The sequence below is a fragment of the Desulfovibrio sp. 7SRBS1 genome (genome assembly GCF_049723905.1).
Taxonomy (GTDB): domain Bacteria; phylum Desulfobacterota; class Desulfovibrionia; order Desulfovibrionales; family Desulfovibrionaceae.
Map to the genome: position 1 here is coordinate 4,329,137 of NZ_JBJKFD010000001.1, position 13,049 is coordinate 4,342,185.

12 protein-coding genes are annotated in these 13,049 nt (G+C 56.7%); 9 read left to right on the forward strand and 3 right to left on the reverse strand.

The features are described from left to right. Nucleotides 1-234: 234 nt before the first annotated feature. Nucleotides 235-636 carry a secondary thiamine-phosphate synthase enzyme YjbQ gene (locus tag ACI0FJ_RS19090; RefSeq protein ID WP_424306091.1) on the reverse strand — a complete coding sequence of 134 codons (402 nt, stop codon included), beginning with the start codon at nt 634-636 and terminating at the stop codon, nt 235-237. 169 nt (nt 637-805) lie between these two features. On the opposite strand from ACI0FJ_RS19090, the gene ACI0FJ_RS19095 reads away from it, so the two are divergent. Beyond that, entirely contained in the window at nt 806-1,570 is a 765-nt protein-coding gene (locus ACI0FJ_RS19095; protein ID WP_424306092.1) for a tetratricopeptide repeat protein, read from the forward strand. Between the two features lie 413 nt (nt 1,571-1,983). Here the strand turns inward: ACI0FJ_RS19095 and ACI0FJ_RS19100 are convergent, their stop codons facing one another. Further along, nucleotides 1,984-3,258: an MFS transporter gene (locus ACI0FJ_RS19100; protein ID WP_424306094.1), complete on the reverse strand. Its 1,275-nt coding sequence runs from the start codon at nt 3,256-3,258 to the stop codon at nt 1,984-1,986. A 35-nt stretch (nt 3,259-3,293) separates the two neighbouring features. Continuing rightward, on the reverse strand, nt 3,294-4,070 hold the full coding sequence (locus ACI0FJ_RS19105; protein ID WP_424306096.1) for an N-acyl homoserine lactonase family protein: 777 nt from the start codon (nt 4,068-4,070) through the stop codon (nt 3,294-3,296). Nucleotides 4,071-4,613: 543 nt separating this feature from the next. On the opposite strand from ACI0FJ_RS19105, the gene ACI0FJ_RS19110 reads away from it, so the two are divergent. The 8 genes from ACI0FJ_RS19110 (at nt 4,614) to ACI0FJ_RS19145 (ending at nt 12,913) form a co-directional block, all read left to right on the forward strand. Beyond that, complete coding sequence (locus tag ACI0FJ_RS19110) at nt 4,614-5,204, forward strand: TetR/AcrR family transcriptional regulator (RefSeq protein ID WP_424306098.1); 591 nt, start codon at nt 4,614-4,616, stop codon at nt 5,202-5,204. Nucleotides 5,205-5,342: 138 nt separating this feature from the next. Next, on the forward strand, nt 5,343-7,466 hold the full coding sequence (locus tag ACI0FJ_RS19115; protein ID WP_424306100.1) for a SulP family inorganic anion transporter: 2,124 nt from the start codon (nt 5,343-5,345) through the stop codon (nt 7,464-7,466). Between the two features lie 23 nt (nt 7,467-7,489). Further along, nucleotides 7,490-8,707: a response regulator gene (locus ACI0FJ_RS19120; protein ID WP_424306102.1), complete on the forward strand. Its 1,218-nt coding sequence runs from the start codon at nt 7,490-7,492 to the stop codon at nt 8,705-8,707. 30 nt (nt 8,708-8,737) lie between these two features. Continuing rightward, the gene (locus ACI0FJ_RS19125; RefSeq protein ID WP_424306104.1) at nt 8,738-10,477 is read left to right on the forward strand and encodes a sensor histidine kinase; all 1,740 of its coding nucleotides are present in this window, start codon (nt 8,738-8,740) and stop codon (nt 10,475-10,477) included. Then, on the forward strand, nt 10,474-10,851 hold the full coding sequence (locus ACI0FJ_RS19130) for a response regulator (protein ID WP_424306106.1): 378 nt from the start codon (nt 10,474-10,476) through the stop codon (nt 10,849-10,851). Before ACI0FJ_RS19125 ends, ACI0FJ_RS19130 begins: the two co-directional genes overlap by 4 nt. Next, nucleotides 10,848-11,543: a hypothetical protein gene (locus ACI0FJ_RS19135; protein WP_424306108.1), complete on the forward strand. Its 696-nt coding sequence runs from the start codon at nt 10,848-10,850 to the stop codon at nt 11,541-11,543. The genes ACI0FJ_RS19130 and ACI0FJ_RS19135 overlap by 4 nt, the downstream gene beginning before the upstream one ends. 46 nt (nt 11,544-11,589) lie before the next feature. Further along, nucleotides 11,590-12,018: a response regulator gene (locus ACI0FJ_RS19140; RefSeq protein ID WP_424306110.1), complete on the forward strand. Its 429-nt coding sequence runs from the start codon at nt 11,590-11,592 to the stop codon at nt 12,016-12,018. 49 nt (nt 12,019-12,067) lie between these two features. Then, nucleotides 12,068-12,913, forward strand: a complete 846-nt coding sequence (locus ACI0FJ_RS19145) for an alpha/beta fold hydrolase (protein WP_424306112.1) — start codon at nt 12,068-12,070, stop codon at nt 12,911-12,913. The last annotated feature ends 136 nt before the right edge of the window (nt 12,914-13,049 follow it).

Sequence of the window (13,049 nt, forward strand, 5' to 3'; positions counted from 1 at the left end):
GCTGTATTGTATGATAATTTTTTTGCGACTCTCCAATGGGGACAAAGCCTGATCCGACAGGCAGGCAGACAGGCAGACAGACAGCGGGCAGCTGGCAGCTGGCAGCTGGCAAGGGAGAAAACCGGAAAACTGCGGCCACTTGAAAACGCGAAGCCGTCGCTGAAGCAGGGATGCGCGAGTGGGGCATACCAGTACGGCTACCGCTCCGTTGCCAGCGGTCTGAACGGTTGCAGCCTACTTTGAAGATGCAAGAAATTTTATCCACAACGTGCGGGTGCGGGGGCCGTCGAACTCGCAGAAAAAGATGTGCTGCCACGTGCCCAGCATGAGCCGTCCGTCTTCGACAATGACCAGCTGTTCACAGCCGAACAGGCTGGACTTGATATGCGCGTCCGAGTTGCCCTCGGCATGGCGGAAGTCGGAAGAGGCAGGGACCAAGCGCTGCATAAAGGAGGTGATGTCGCGCACCACGTCCGGGTCCGCACCTTCGTTGACAGTGACGGCACCCGTGGTGTGGGGGCAATAGATGAGCACCGCACCGTCCTGTATTCCGTCATCTGCCACGGCTTGGGCAACTTGGGTGGTTATGTCCGTCATTTGCGTGCGGGAGTCGGTACGAACGTTCAGTTTTATCATTGTGCATTCCTTTGTGGTATGTTGTTTTAAGATTATGGTCGCTTTTGTCCGGCCATGAAACCGTCATAAAACGGTACACATTGCGCTTCTTCAAGAATTGCAATACATAATGTATGTTCTTGTTGTACCGAATTTTTTGACCAAAGATATGCAAGGAAGCATGAACCGTATGTCCAATTCAACAGAAAAGCCTGCAAATGGCGACAACAAGATTCGTGGTGTTTTTTCCTCCCAGAAGGTTATGAAGGTAGGGACCGGAACAACCACCCGAAAAACAGTACAGCAAACATTTCACTATGCCGAGGAGCTGCCCAACGGCGATATCGAATTGCAGCTTCTCAATGCCAATCATATGCCTGCCGGGTCCAAAGAGACAGTCACCAAGGACGAACTTCTGCAGAAGTATTCTCCGGAACCCGAATTGTATCAAACGACTGTCTACCCGAAAATGAAGGAAGTCGGCAAAACCCTGGCTCGGGCGGACAGACACAGAAAGCGCGGGGAAACCTTCAGTGCCGAGATGTGCTACAACGATGCGCTCAAGGTGGACGACCAGAACGTACGCGCCAACTTCGGCATAGGCATGTGTTATTTGCAGCGCGGGGAAAGCGCCAAGGCCGACGACATCCTCAAACGTATCGTCAAGCTCGATGCGGCGTTTGAGGAAGAACACAAACACATGTTCAACGAGTTCGGCATCAATCTTCGCAAAAACAAAATGGCGGAGCAGGCCGTTGAATATTACAAGCGGGCCGCCGAGTTCACAAAGAACGACGAAAACCTGCAATATAATATCGCGCGGGCTTACTTCGACCAGGGCCGGTTTGCCGATGCCAAGACGTATTGCGAAAAGGCGTTGACCATTAACCCGGATCTGGATGAAGCAAAGAAAATGATTGAGCTGATGCTCTCGAAAAAATTATTGGACAATTGATAGGACGGCTGAATACGCCCAAAACAAGGAGAGCCCATGAGCTTTTTCAGGTACATCGCTTTGGTGGGGATACTCATCGTGGCGGCAGTGATGATCTATCTGTACTTTATGTCCATGGGGAGTTGACGTCGCGCTGACGTAGCATCTGAAAAAGTTTTGCGCAGTGGTACGCATGGAGCGGGTTCCCGTGTGTACCGAAGGCCGGAAGTTCCCTCGTGGGGGTTGCAGGAGGGAGGACTTGTTTCTCGGCCGTTTCCAGACCACGAAATTCATATCCTGAATGAGTGGACACTCTGGTGTCCTCAAAAAAACGAGTTTCACCGTCTTTTCCGCTTCCGCTGATCGCCTGATGTGTGGCGCGGAATGCTCTTGTGGCGGCGTTCGGGCATATTCCGTCTGCGCCCTGCCGCGTCTTATTCCTTTATATGCACCTTCCCCAGTATTCCCGCCCCAAAGCCGAAGAAAATCGCGATAACCAGTACGGCATCGCGCGAAGAACCTGTCAGCTGGCGTACCAGGGCAAAGAGAAACGGTCCGCCGATGGCCGAGAATTTTGCCACTACCGAATAATAGCCGAAATACTGTGCTGTCTGTCCCGGCGGCACCAGCCGGGCAAACAGGGAGCGCGACAGGGCTTGCGAACCGCCCAGCACCAGCCCGACCAATCCACCCAGAATAAAGTATTCCGTGGCCGAATGGATGACGTAGGCATAGAAGACGATGCCCGTCCACACGGCCAGGGAGACGACCAGGGCGGTCTTGGCAGAGGTTGCCGCGGCCAGCCGCGCAAAGATATGCGCGCCACCAAATGCCACGAATTGAATGATCAGCAGCGTCAGCATCAGCACTGTTGTGGGCAGGCCCAGTTCCTCCTTGCCGTAGATGGTCGCCATGGCAATGGTGGTCTGGATGCCATCATTGTACAGCAGAAAGGCCAGCAGAAAGAGCGAGGCCGGGCCGCCTTTGGCAAGCAGGCGCAGTGTGGAGCCCGCCTGGGAAAGTCCCTGCCTTGTCTGTTCGGCCAGGGATGGGCGCAGCCGGGATGGGGTTGGCGGGTCCGCGGGCAGGCCGCGCAGGGAGACCAGGGAAAAAACGGCCCACCAAACAGCGGCCATTGCCATGGAAAGTGTGGCGGCTTCTCCCTGCCCCAGGCCGAATCGGTCGTGCAGGGCAATGAGTGCCAGGGAAAGGCAGAACTGCAATCCCCCGCCCAGATAGCCGTAGGCGAAGCCCCGTGCGGAGATGCGGTCCCAATCCTTTTTCAGGGCGATTTCCGGCAGAAAGGCGTCGTAAAAGACATTGGCGCAGGCAAAGCACATTTGCGCTCCGATAAAAAGGAGCAGTGTTCGCGCCACGTCGCCGGGACCGGACAGGCCGAGGCCCAGGGCACAGGCTGCGCCGGTAAGGCAGAACAGGGTCAGAAAACTTTTTTTGCGTCCGGACGTGTCGGCCATGGCACCGAGTACGGGTGCGGCCGCAAACACGAGCAGGGCCGAAAGGCTTACGGCGTAGCCCCACAAAGAGGTTGCGTTGACCTGCATGCCCAGCAGATGCCAACCCTGGGCGGGAACGATGCCACCGGCGAAATAGGCAGGCAGAACCGCCGTGGCTACGGTGAGCACGTAGGCCGAATTGGCCCAGTCGTACATGCACCATGCATTGACGGTCCGGGTGTCGAGCGTGTCCATGCCCTCTCTCATGCCGTCTGTGTACCCGGCCCGCATTACGAATTCGGGTCGGCCGGAATAACATCCATGGCGGCGTAGCGCGGTTCGTGCAGGGGGAGCAGGGTTGGGGCCAGCGACTTGGCCTGTACCAGAATGTCGTATGCCTGATTGACGTCCAGGTGGGTTCCCGGAGGAATGACGTCCATTTCCATGGCCCGTACCTCGATGGGCGGGTAGAGGTTTTCCAGGATGGTGCAGAAACCGCATATCAGCACCGGCCCGTCCGGGGTCTGCACCAGGATGGACATGCCGCCTGCGGTGTGGGCCGGGGTGTGGATCATGCGGATGCCGGGCAGGACGTCGGTGTCGCCGTCAAGCACCACAAGCTGTCCGTTTTCCTCTACATCTTCTATGTAATCTTCCAGATAGCGGAAATCCAGGGGATGGGGCGCATGGATATGCTCCAGCTCCTTTTGGTGCACATATATCTTGGCGTTGGCGCATTTGTAGTCGTTTTCGCAATGGTCGTTGTGCAGATGGGTGTGCAGAACAACGTCCACATCCCGGGGGGCGAGTCCGTGCAGGGCAAGGCCTTCTTCAAAGGTGTGGATGGGACCGCCGATGGCCAGTTCTCTGTCCGGGGAGACAATGGGCTGCATTTCGCCGGTATCCACCAGGATTGTCTTGTCGCCACCTTTGAGATACCAGGTATAAATGGGAATAGTGTAGGGTGTTCCGTAATCGTGCTGATAGGTCATCATCCCCTTGTCAAAGACTTTTGTGCCCATGACAATGGGGTGGATTGTGTAGGTGGTTTGCTTGTGTGCGGGCATGAAACCTCCAATGTGCATTTCCAGTGTTTAATCAGGCCGGACGAAGGTTGTTTTCAGGATGCACCCGGCCCGTGTTGCGGTCAAGCGATAGGGGACGTATTTGACCTTTTTACGGGCTTTTCCGACTATTCTGGTCAGGAAAAAGAAGCAAAAAAAATTAAAAAATAATTCGAGAATATCGAATTCCAAGACACAAAAATACAACATTTACACCACGTTATCCTACAAAACTGAGTGTCCACTCAGTTTTGCTGATTTCTTTGACATATCAGCATATTGCCAGTAATTCAGATTAAAACTGAGTGGGTACTCGGTTTTTATGGTCGAGTGGGTATTCGACCCGAAGATGGGGAAAACACTGCGCCGGATTGAGCATACCATTCAATCTGGCAGGCTGCGCAAAAAAGGTCTGAGCCAACGACGTTCTCGTACCTTTGCAAGCAGCCCAAGACAGAGCCGAAGGAAGGGATGGTGAAAGCACCCCCCCCTTGCCACCGGCATATCCAAAGTCCCATCACGTGCAGCGTTAAGGACAGGGCCGGTATGAAGAAAAAAGAAGCTATCCTCAAAGTCGCCACCGTACTGTTCGCAAATCAGGGATTTGCCGATACTTCCGTCCAGGAAATATCGCATCTGTCCGGTGTGGCCGAGGGCACAATCTTCTACCACTACCACAGCAAGGAGCAGCTGCTTCTTTCCATCCTTCGGCAGACCAAGGATTCCATTGTCCATCAGTTCGACGAATTCGTGCAGGGGCGGAAGTTCGATTCCGGCATGCACATGGTCGAGGAGATGGTCTCCTTTTATCTCTATCTCGCCGGTCTCATGGAAGACCAGTTCCTGCTCCTCCACCAGCGCTTTCTGTACAAATGCTCGGAGACCAATGCCGAATTCAGGGTGTGTCTGGAGGAAATTTACAACTGCCTGACCGATATCTTCGAAAAAGCCATTGTGGTGGGGCAACGCGACGAGTCCGTCTGCGCGGAGGCTCATCCACGCAAGTCCGCCCTCGTGCTGTTTACCATGGTGGACGGGCTGGTCCGGTTCAAGAATTACAATTTGTACGATGCCGGGGCGTTGTTCAACGAACTGATGCGATCGTGCCGAAGGATGTTGCAGGGGAGCGCAGGCTGAAAAACCGCGCCCGGCGGATTTGGGCTGCCGGGGGTGGGTGCACATGTGGCGGGAAGGGGCCGGGAACCCCGAATCTCCCGAGTGGAGTGCTTCTGCGCAAGACTCACACGTAAGACAGAGACAGAGGAAGTGGTTGTCATGTTGATGAAAATTTTTCCGTTTCTTGGTTGGATCAAGGGGTACAACGGAGCGGCGCTGCGGGCGGATGCCATTGCGGGGTTGACCGTTGCGCTGGTTTTGATCCCCCAGTCCATGGCCTATGCCCAGCTTGCGGGCATGCCTGCATACTACGGGTTGTATGCATCGTTTCTGCCGCCGCTGGTGGCGGCCCTGTTCGGGTCCAGCCGTCAGCTGGCCACCGGCCCGGTGGCAGTGGTCTCGCTGATGACCGCCGCATCCCTTGAACCTCTGGCCACGGCGGGCAGTTCCGGCTACATCGCCTACGCCATTCTGCTGGCCCTCATGGTCGGCGTGTTCCAGCTTATGCTGGGCGTGCTGCGCCTGGGGCTGGTGGTCAACTTTCTGTCCCACCCGGTGGTCAACGGCTTTACCAACGCCGCCGCCATCATCATCGCCTCATCCCAGCTTTCCAAGATGTTCGGCGTGTACGTGGACAAGTCCCCCCACCATTATGAGACCATCATCAACGTGGTGACAAACGCATTTCATTACACCCACTTGCCAACATTGGGAATGGGGGTGCTGGCCTTTGCCATAATGATCGTGCTCAAACGCATCAACCCGCGTATCCCCAACGTGCTGGTGGCGGTTGTGGTAACCACGGCCCTGTCCTGGGGGCTGGGCTTCAACCACGACTCCAAGGCCGACCTGGATGCCTTCCGTTCGGAAAGCATGCGTGCCTCCGTGGTGGAGTTCAATGCGGCGATCAAAGGCATCGACGACCTGGCCCAGCAGCGTACCGAACTGGCTGCCAAGCTGGAACAGGCCAAAAAGGAAGGCGAAACCATTGCCCAGCTGGATGTGGAGCATGACAAGCGTGTGCTGACCGTGAAGATCAACCAGCTCAAGCAGAAGGCACACGTGCTTCGCGAAGGTCTGCGCAACGTGCTCATGGCGGGCGTGGAAACCGACGGCGGGCTGGTTTTCTACCCGCAGGGCGAAGTTCCCACCGGACTGAAGGACGACGGACGGACCTGGCGGCTGAAGGTTGGCAACACCAAGCTCGATACCAGCTCCCTCAAGATGATGGGCGGCGGTGCCGTGGTCGGAACCGTACCTTCCGGCATTCCCTCCATCACCATGCCCAAGGTCGATTTTGGTGTAATGGTGCAGCTGCTGCCGTATGCGGCCATCATCTCTCTGCTGGGCTTCATGGAAGCCATTTCCATTGCCAAGGCCATGGCCGCCAAAACCGGCCAGCGTCTTGACCCTAACCAGGAACTCATCGGCCAGGGGCTGGCCAATATTCTGGGCGCCTGTGGCAAAAGCTATCCTGCCTCGGGTTCCTTTTCCCGTTCCGCGGTCAACCTCCAGGCTGGTGCGGTTACCGGACTTTCCAGCGTGTTCACCTCGCTGATGGTCGTCATTGCCCTGCTGTTTTTCACGCCTCTGCTGTACCATCTGCCCCAGGCTGTTCTGGCGGCGGTCATTATGATGGCGGTTATCGGGCTCATCAACGCGTCCGGTTTCATCCATGCCTGGAAGGCCCAATGGTACGACGGCGCCATCTCCATCATTTCCTTTGTCTGTACCCTGGCCTTTGCCCCGCATCTGGACAAGGGCATCATGGTGGGCGTCGGTCTTTCCCTGGGCGTGTTCTTGTACAAGAGCATGCGTCCCCGTATCGCCAGCCTGTCCCGCAACGAAAAGGAAGTGTTGTGCGACGCCATGGCGTTTGGCCTGCGTGAATGCGAGCACATCGCCATGGTTCGTTTCGACGGTCCCTTGTTCTTCGCCAACGCCAGTTTTCTGGAAGACCAGATCACGGACCGCATGATGCGGAACAAGAAGCTGCGGCATATCATTCTGGTCGCCAACGGCATCAACGACATGGACGCCTCGGGCGAAGAAGCGTTATCCCTTATTGTGGACCGCGTGCGCAGCAACGGCGTGGATATCTCCTTGAGCGGCGTGAACGAAGCCGTCATGGCCGTGCTTGAGCGTACCCACCTGCTGGAGAAGATCGGCGAGGACCACATTTATTCGACCATGGAACGGGCCATTGAAGCCACGCACAAGTTGGCGCACGAGGACGGCAGTGAAGATTCCTGTCCCCTTACCTCGGCCTGTCGTCTGGCCTAGCGACTAAACACGGGAGAAAAACAATGCCAGTCATTACTGTTTTCAACGGGTTGTTTTGTCAGGCCGGAAACGTGGTGCAGCGTTTGCTGGACACGGACGGCTATACTTTGGTCACGGACCAGGATGTTGTGGCGGAAGCCGCCGCATTGTCGGGCATGGCCGAAGAAAAACTGGCTCGCGCCTTCACGGCGGGAACCTCCATATTCAATGCCTTCAGCCACGAGAAGGAACGGGCAGTGGCCTGGCTTCGCCTGGCTATGGCGCATCGGCTGCTTGATGGGGAAAACTTTTTGTTTTCCGGATTTGCCTCCCAGCTGCCTCCCGACGATATCGGCCACCTGCTGCGCGTCTGTCTGATTGCGGGCATCAAGGAGCGTCTGGCCGTTGCCAGGCAGGAGGAAGGCTACGCGGAAAAACATGCGCAAAAACTCATCCGCAAGGACGATGAAGACCGGGCCGACTGGGTCAAGCTGCTCAAGGGCGTGGACGATCCCTGGAGCAAGGAGCTGTACGACATGGTTCTGCCGGTGACGAGTACAGGCGTGGACGAATGCGTCGCCCTGATTCGCGAGCAGGCCGGAAATACGGCGGTGCGTGTTTCCGAATCCAGCCGGGCTGCGGTGCTGGACTTCCTGCTCTCCGCCAAGGTCGAGACCGCTTTGGTGGGTGAAGGCCACAATGTGGGAGTTTCATCCCGGAAAGGGGACGTTACCCTTACCATCAACAAGCATGTGCTCATGCTTGAACGACTGGAAAAAGAACTGGTGGAAGTCGCTTCCAGAGTTGACGGGGTGAAGAGCGTTACAGCCCGCGTGGGCAAGGGATTTCACAAGACCGATATTTACCGCAAGGCGGACTTCGAACTCCCGTCCAAGGTTCTGCTGGTGGACGACGAGAGGGAATTCGTGCAAACCTTGTCCGAGCGCCTGTTGCTGCGGGACATGGGCTCCGCAGTAGTGTACGATGGCGAATCCGCTCTGAATTTGCTGAACGACGACCAACCCGAGGTCATGATTCTCGACCTCAAGATGCCCGGTATCGACGGCATCGAGGTGTTGCGCCGCGTCAAGAGCACCCGCCCCGAAATCGAAGTCATTATCCTGACGGGACACGGATCGGATAAGGATAGGGAGATCTGCATGGAACTCGGTGCGTTTGCCTACCTGCACAAACCGGTAGACATTGACGTTCTGAGCGAAACGCTCAAGGCGGCAAACGATAAGATTCGCGATTCCAAGTAGGGGTTAGGCAGACAGCCAACGAGGTGGGGCATGAGCTTTTTCGGACGTTTCAAACCCGATTTCTGGGACAGCAAGCAGCAGGAAGGCGATCGCATCGCCGGTCTGTTCGACTACCGCAGTACGTGGCGCAAGGCCGTTGTTCTGTTGGCCGTCGTGGCTCTGGTTCCGCTTATGCTGATGACCTTCATCGACTACAGCGTAACCAAACACTCGCTGAAGTCCGAAAACCTGCTGAATCTGGCACGGGTGACGTCCAATACCCGGCGGGTGGTCAACCACTACCTTGGGGAGCGGAGAAATGCCCTGCAGTACGTTGTCCACAAGGAGACCATAGAGACGCTTCGCAAGCCGGAACGGCTGGGAGGCATTCTGGATTCCCTGAAGAGGAGCTTCGGCGGGTTCATGGATCTCGGCCTCATCAGTGCCACAGGCACCCAGGTCGCCTACATCGGGCCTTACAATCTTCAGGGGCGGGACTATGCGGGCCAGGAATGGTTCCGCAACACCCTTGAACACGGAACGTATATAAGTGGTGTTTTTCTCGGCTTCCGGGATGTGCCGCATATTATCGTGGCCGTGCTTTGTCCCGGTTCCGTAAATGGCGAGCGCTACGTTTTGCGGGCCACGCTGGATACGGAACAATTCAACAATCTGCTCTCGTCCATAGATCTGAACGCGGGCGGGGATGTCTTTCTCATCGACAATAACGGTGTGCTGCAAACACCGGCGCGCCACCATGGGCGGGTTCTCTCGCCCGTGGGGCTGCCGGTGCCAGGCTACTCCGACAGCACCAGGGTGCTGGAAACCAAGGAAAAGGACGGCACCGAGGTCATGGCCGGTTACGCCTACATCTCGGATACGCCGTTCATTCTCATGGTGGTCAAGGACACTTCCAGGTTGATGCGTCCGTGGGAAGCCATCCGGATTGAACTCATCTGGCTGCTGTCCATAAGCATCCTCCTTATTTTGATGGCTATTGTCGGGGTGGCCACCCGGATGGTCAGCAAGATTTTCATGGCCGACCAGACCAGGGTGAAAACCCTGGAAAACATGGAGCATACCAACCGCATGGCGTCCATCGGGCGGCTTGCGGCAGGGGTGGCGCACGAGATCAACAATCCTCTGGCCATCATCAACGAAAAGGCCGGGCTTATTCAGGATCTCTTCACCCTGAAGAAGGAATACCAGGACGATCCCAAGCTGATGAGTTCCATCGACTCCATTCTGTTTTCGGTGCGGCGTTGTGGAACCATCACCAAGCGGCTGCTCGGTTTTGCCCGCCAATTGGACGTGGCCGTCGAGGAAATTGATTTCCGCGGGCTGGTCGGCGAGGTGGTCGGCTTCCTGAACAAGGAGGCGGAATACCGCAGCATCAGCATCAATCTGGACATTCCCGACGACCTGCCCTGGCTGCATACGGACAAGGGCCGATTGCAGCAGGTGGTGCTCAACCTTTTGACCAATGCCTTCCAGGCCATGAAGGACGAGGGCAACCTGACCATTTCCGCCTATGTGCAGGACGGGGAACTCTCCTTTACAGTGCGGGACGACGGGTGCGGTATTCCGGAAAAACATTTGAAACGAATTTTCGAGCCCTTCTTTTCCACCAAGAAAGGAAGCGGGGGAACAGGACTGGGACTGTTCATCACCTTCGGTCTGGTCCAGGAACTGGGGGGACACATGCAGGTGGAAAGTGAGGAAGGCGTTGGAACGGCCTTCACCATCACGCTGCCGCTGCGTCCGCAGCCCAAGGAGAAGGGGAACGCATGAAGATACTGCTTGTGGATGACGAGTCCGAGTTTGTGGCAACCATGGCCGAGCGGCTGGAAATGCGGGGGATTGATGCAGACTGGGCGGCAAGCGGGGAAGACGCACTGGAAAAGGCACAGACCGGTTGCTTTGACGTCGCCGTGCTGGACATGAAAATGCCCCGCATAGGCGGACTGGACCTGCGCCGTCGTCTGTCTTCCATCTGTCCGGAAATGAAGTTCATTTTTCTTTCGGGCCACGGCTCGGAAAACGACTTCCGGATCGGCTCGGCAGAGGCGGAATACTATCTGATCAAACCCGTACAGATCGGTGAGTTGATCGAAAAAATACATCTGGCCGTGGGAGCCTCGTCCCGGCCTGGAGAATCATCGTGAAAACCCAGCAACACCCCATTGGGGAAGACGTTCGTGACGACATGTCGGCAACCGTGCCCAATCGCGACGAACTGCGGTTTTTCGGGCAGGTCAACGCTTCCATTTCGCACGAAATGAAGAACGTTCTTGCCGTTATCAACGAGGGGGCAGGCCTGCTGGACGACCTTTGCCTTTTGTCGGCCAAGGGGCGTCCTGTGGACCCGGAGAAATTGGGACTTGTGGCCCGGTCCATTCTGGGGCAGGTCAAGCGGGGCGACAATATCGTGCGCCGTATGAATTCCTTTGCCCACAGCGTGGACCAGGACGTGCATTCCTTCAGCCTGCTCGAAACCATGCAGCTTATGGCGGGCATTGGCGAGCGGGTTGCCGCCAGCAAGGGGCTGAAGCTTGACGTGGAGGAATGCGACGAGGTTACTATCGAGGCGGACCTGTACGCCGTGGAGCATCTGCTCTTTGCAATGCTTCGTTTTGCGGTGGATACGACGGACGGCGGAGGGAGCCGGCTGCGATTCGCACTCAGCAATGGCGACGACGGCGTGCTTCTGGCGCTGCGGGGCGTATATCTGCCCGAGGGCATGAAACCGGCCGAGGAACTGACCCGATTGGCCGAGGGCGTGGGGGCACGGATGGACCACGACGCGGCTGAAGGCAGCCTGAACGTTTGGATTCCCGCCCACATGGTCCGCGGATAACCAGGAAGATTTGTAAGCCAGCAAGCCTTTGAGAGGAGATACAAGAATGGCAGAACGGGTTTTGCTTATCGATGACGAAAAAGAGTTTTTGGAGAATCTGTCCCAACGCATGGAACTTCGCGGTATGGAGGTCAGTACGGCCACGTCCGGCGATGAAGCCGTAAATGCGGTGGACAACGGGGCCTACGACGCCATTGTCCTGGATTTGCAGATGCCGGGAATGGACGGGCTGGAGGTTCTACGGCAGATAAAGAAAACCCATCCGGAAATGCAGGTCATTCTGCTGTCCGGGCAGGCCACCCTGGAAAAGGGCATCGAAGCCATGAAACTGGGAGCCATGGACTTTATGGAAAAGCCTGCGGACATCGATGCCCTGGCCGAACGGGTCAAGAAGGCCAAGTACCGTAAGCTGGTTCTGGTGGAAAAGGGCACCGAGTCCAAGATGAAGGAAATAATGGGCACCAAGGCCTGGTAAAACATTTGAATGCGACGGGACTGACTTTTCGTCTTGCATGGATTGTTGCGTGATTGCTCCTCCTCACCCGTTGTACTGCCGCAGTCATGGCGCGGCCCCTTACCGGGCCGCAGTGCTGCACGGTGGTCCCGGCGCACCCGGCTCGGCTGCTTCTTTGTGCAGGGCTCTGAGCGGGCTGTGCAGCCTGCTGGAACCTTGGCAGACAAAAAACAGTGTTTCCGAACTCCTGGCGGAGTTGCATGACGATCTCACCACCTGCGGTGAGCCGCCCTTTCTTCTTGTCGGCCACTCCTGGGGAGCGTGGCTCGGCTGGATGTTTGCGGCCCGGTTTCCCGAACTGGTCGCCAAGCTGATTCTTGTGGGAAGCGGTCCTTTCGAGCAACGGTACGCCAAAGGCATAATGGAGTGCCGTCTTGCCCGGCTGTCTCCCGACGAGCGGGCCGAGGTCCCTCGGCTTGTTTCCGGGCTGCAAAAGGGAGGGGCGGAAGCCGACGGCCTGTTGCAGCGGTTCGGGCAGCTTATGAACAAGGCCGATTCCTATGATCCCGTGCCTGAAAAAAGTCAGGAAGAAGATTCTCAGGAAAAAGAGCATCAGAAAAACGGGCACCAGGAAACGGGATGTAATTTGCAGCAGCACGTGGCCGTATGGAACGAGGCAGAAGCCATGCGGCGCAGCGGTGAACTTTTACGCCTGGGCCATAAGATCGTTTGCCCGGTAGTGGCTGTGCAGGGGGAGTACGATCCCCACGGCTGCGAGGGGGTGCAAGCACCTCTTGCCGCGGTGCTCAACAATTTTCAGTTCGTGTCATTGCCCCGCTGCGGGCACTCGCCCTGGCTTGAACGGCAGGCGCGGAGCGCTTTTATGGCGGTAATGGCACGGGAGTTACGGCATTGAGGGGGAGGGAATAATCAGACTGTTTTTTTTCATATTTGATATGAAGATTGTTATGGAGTAAGGTGCTCAGGCCGGTACGGACGAAGTTCCCGTTTTTTGTGTTCGACAAGAAGATAATTGACAGGGAGTGCGGAAG

Bases quoted from the DNA above. Each gene is read 5' to 3' on its own strand.
- ACI0FJ_RS19090 (WP_424306091.1), bottom strand. From the start codon at position 636: ATGATAAAACTGAACGTTCGTACCGACTCCCGCACGCAAATGACGGAC.
- ACI0FJ_RS19095 (WP_424306092.1), top strand. From the start codon at position 806: ATGTCCAATTCAACAGAAAAGCCTGCAAATGGCGACAACAAGATTCGT.
- ACI0FJ_RS19100 (WP_424306094.1), bottom strand. From the start codon at position 3,258: ATGGACACGCTCGACACCCGGACCGTCAATGCATGGTGCATGTACGAC.
- ACI0FJ_RS19105 (WP_424306096.1), bottom strand. From the start codon at position 4,070: ATGCCCGCACACAAGCAAACCACCTACACAATCCACCCCATTGTCATG.
- ACI0FJ_RS19110 (WP_424306098.1), top strand. From the start codon at position 4,614: ATGAAGAAAAAAGAAGCTATCCTCAAAGTCGCCACCGTACTGTTCGCA.
- ACI0FJ_RS19115 (WP_424306100.1), top strand. From the start codon at position 5,343: ATGTTGATGAAAATTTTTCCGTTTCTTGGTTGGATCAAGGGGTACAAC.
- ACI0FJ_RS19120 (WP_424306102.1), top strand. From the start codon at position 7,490: ATGCCAGTCATTACTGTTTTCAACGGGTTGTTTTGTCAGGCCGGAAAC.
- ACI0FJ_RS19125 (WP_424306104.1), top strand. From the start codon at position 8,738: ATGAGCTTTTTCGGACGTTTCAAACCCGATTTCTGGGACAGCAAGCAG.
- ACI0FJ_RS19130 (WP_424306106.1), top strand. From the start codon at position 10,474: ATGAAGATACTGCTTGTGGATGACGAGTCCGAGTTTGTGGCAACCATG.
- ACI0FJ_RS19140 (WP_424306110.1), top strand. From the start codon at position 11,590: ATGGCAGAACGGGTTTTGCTTATCGATGACGAAAAAGAGTTTTTGGAG.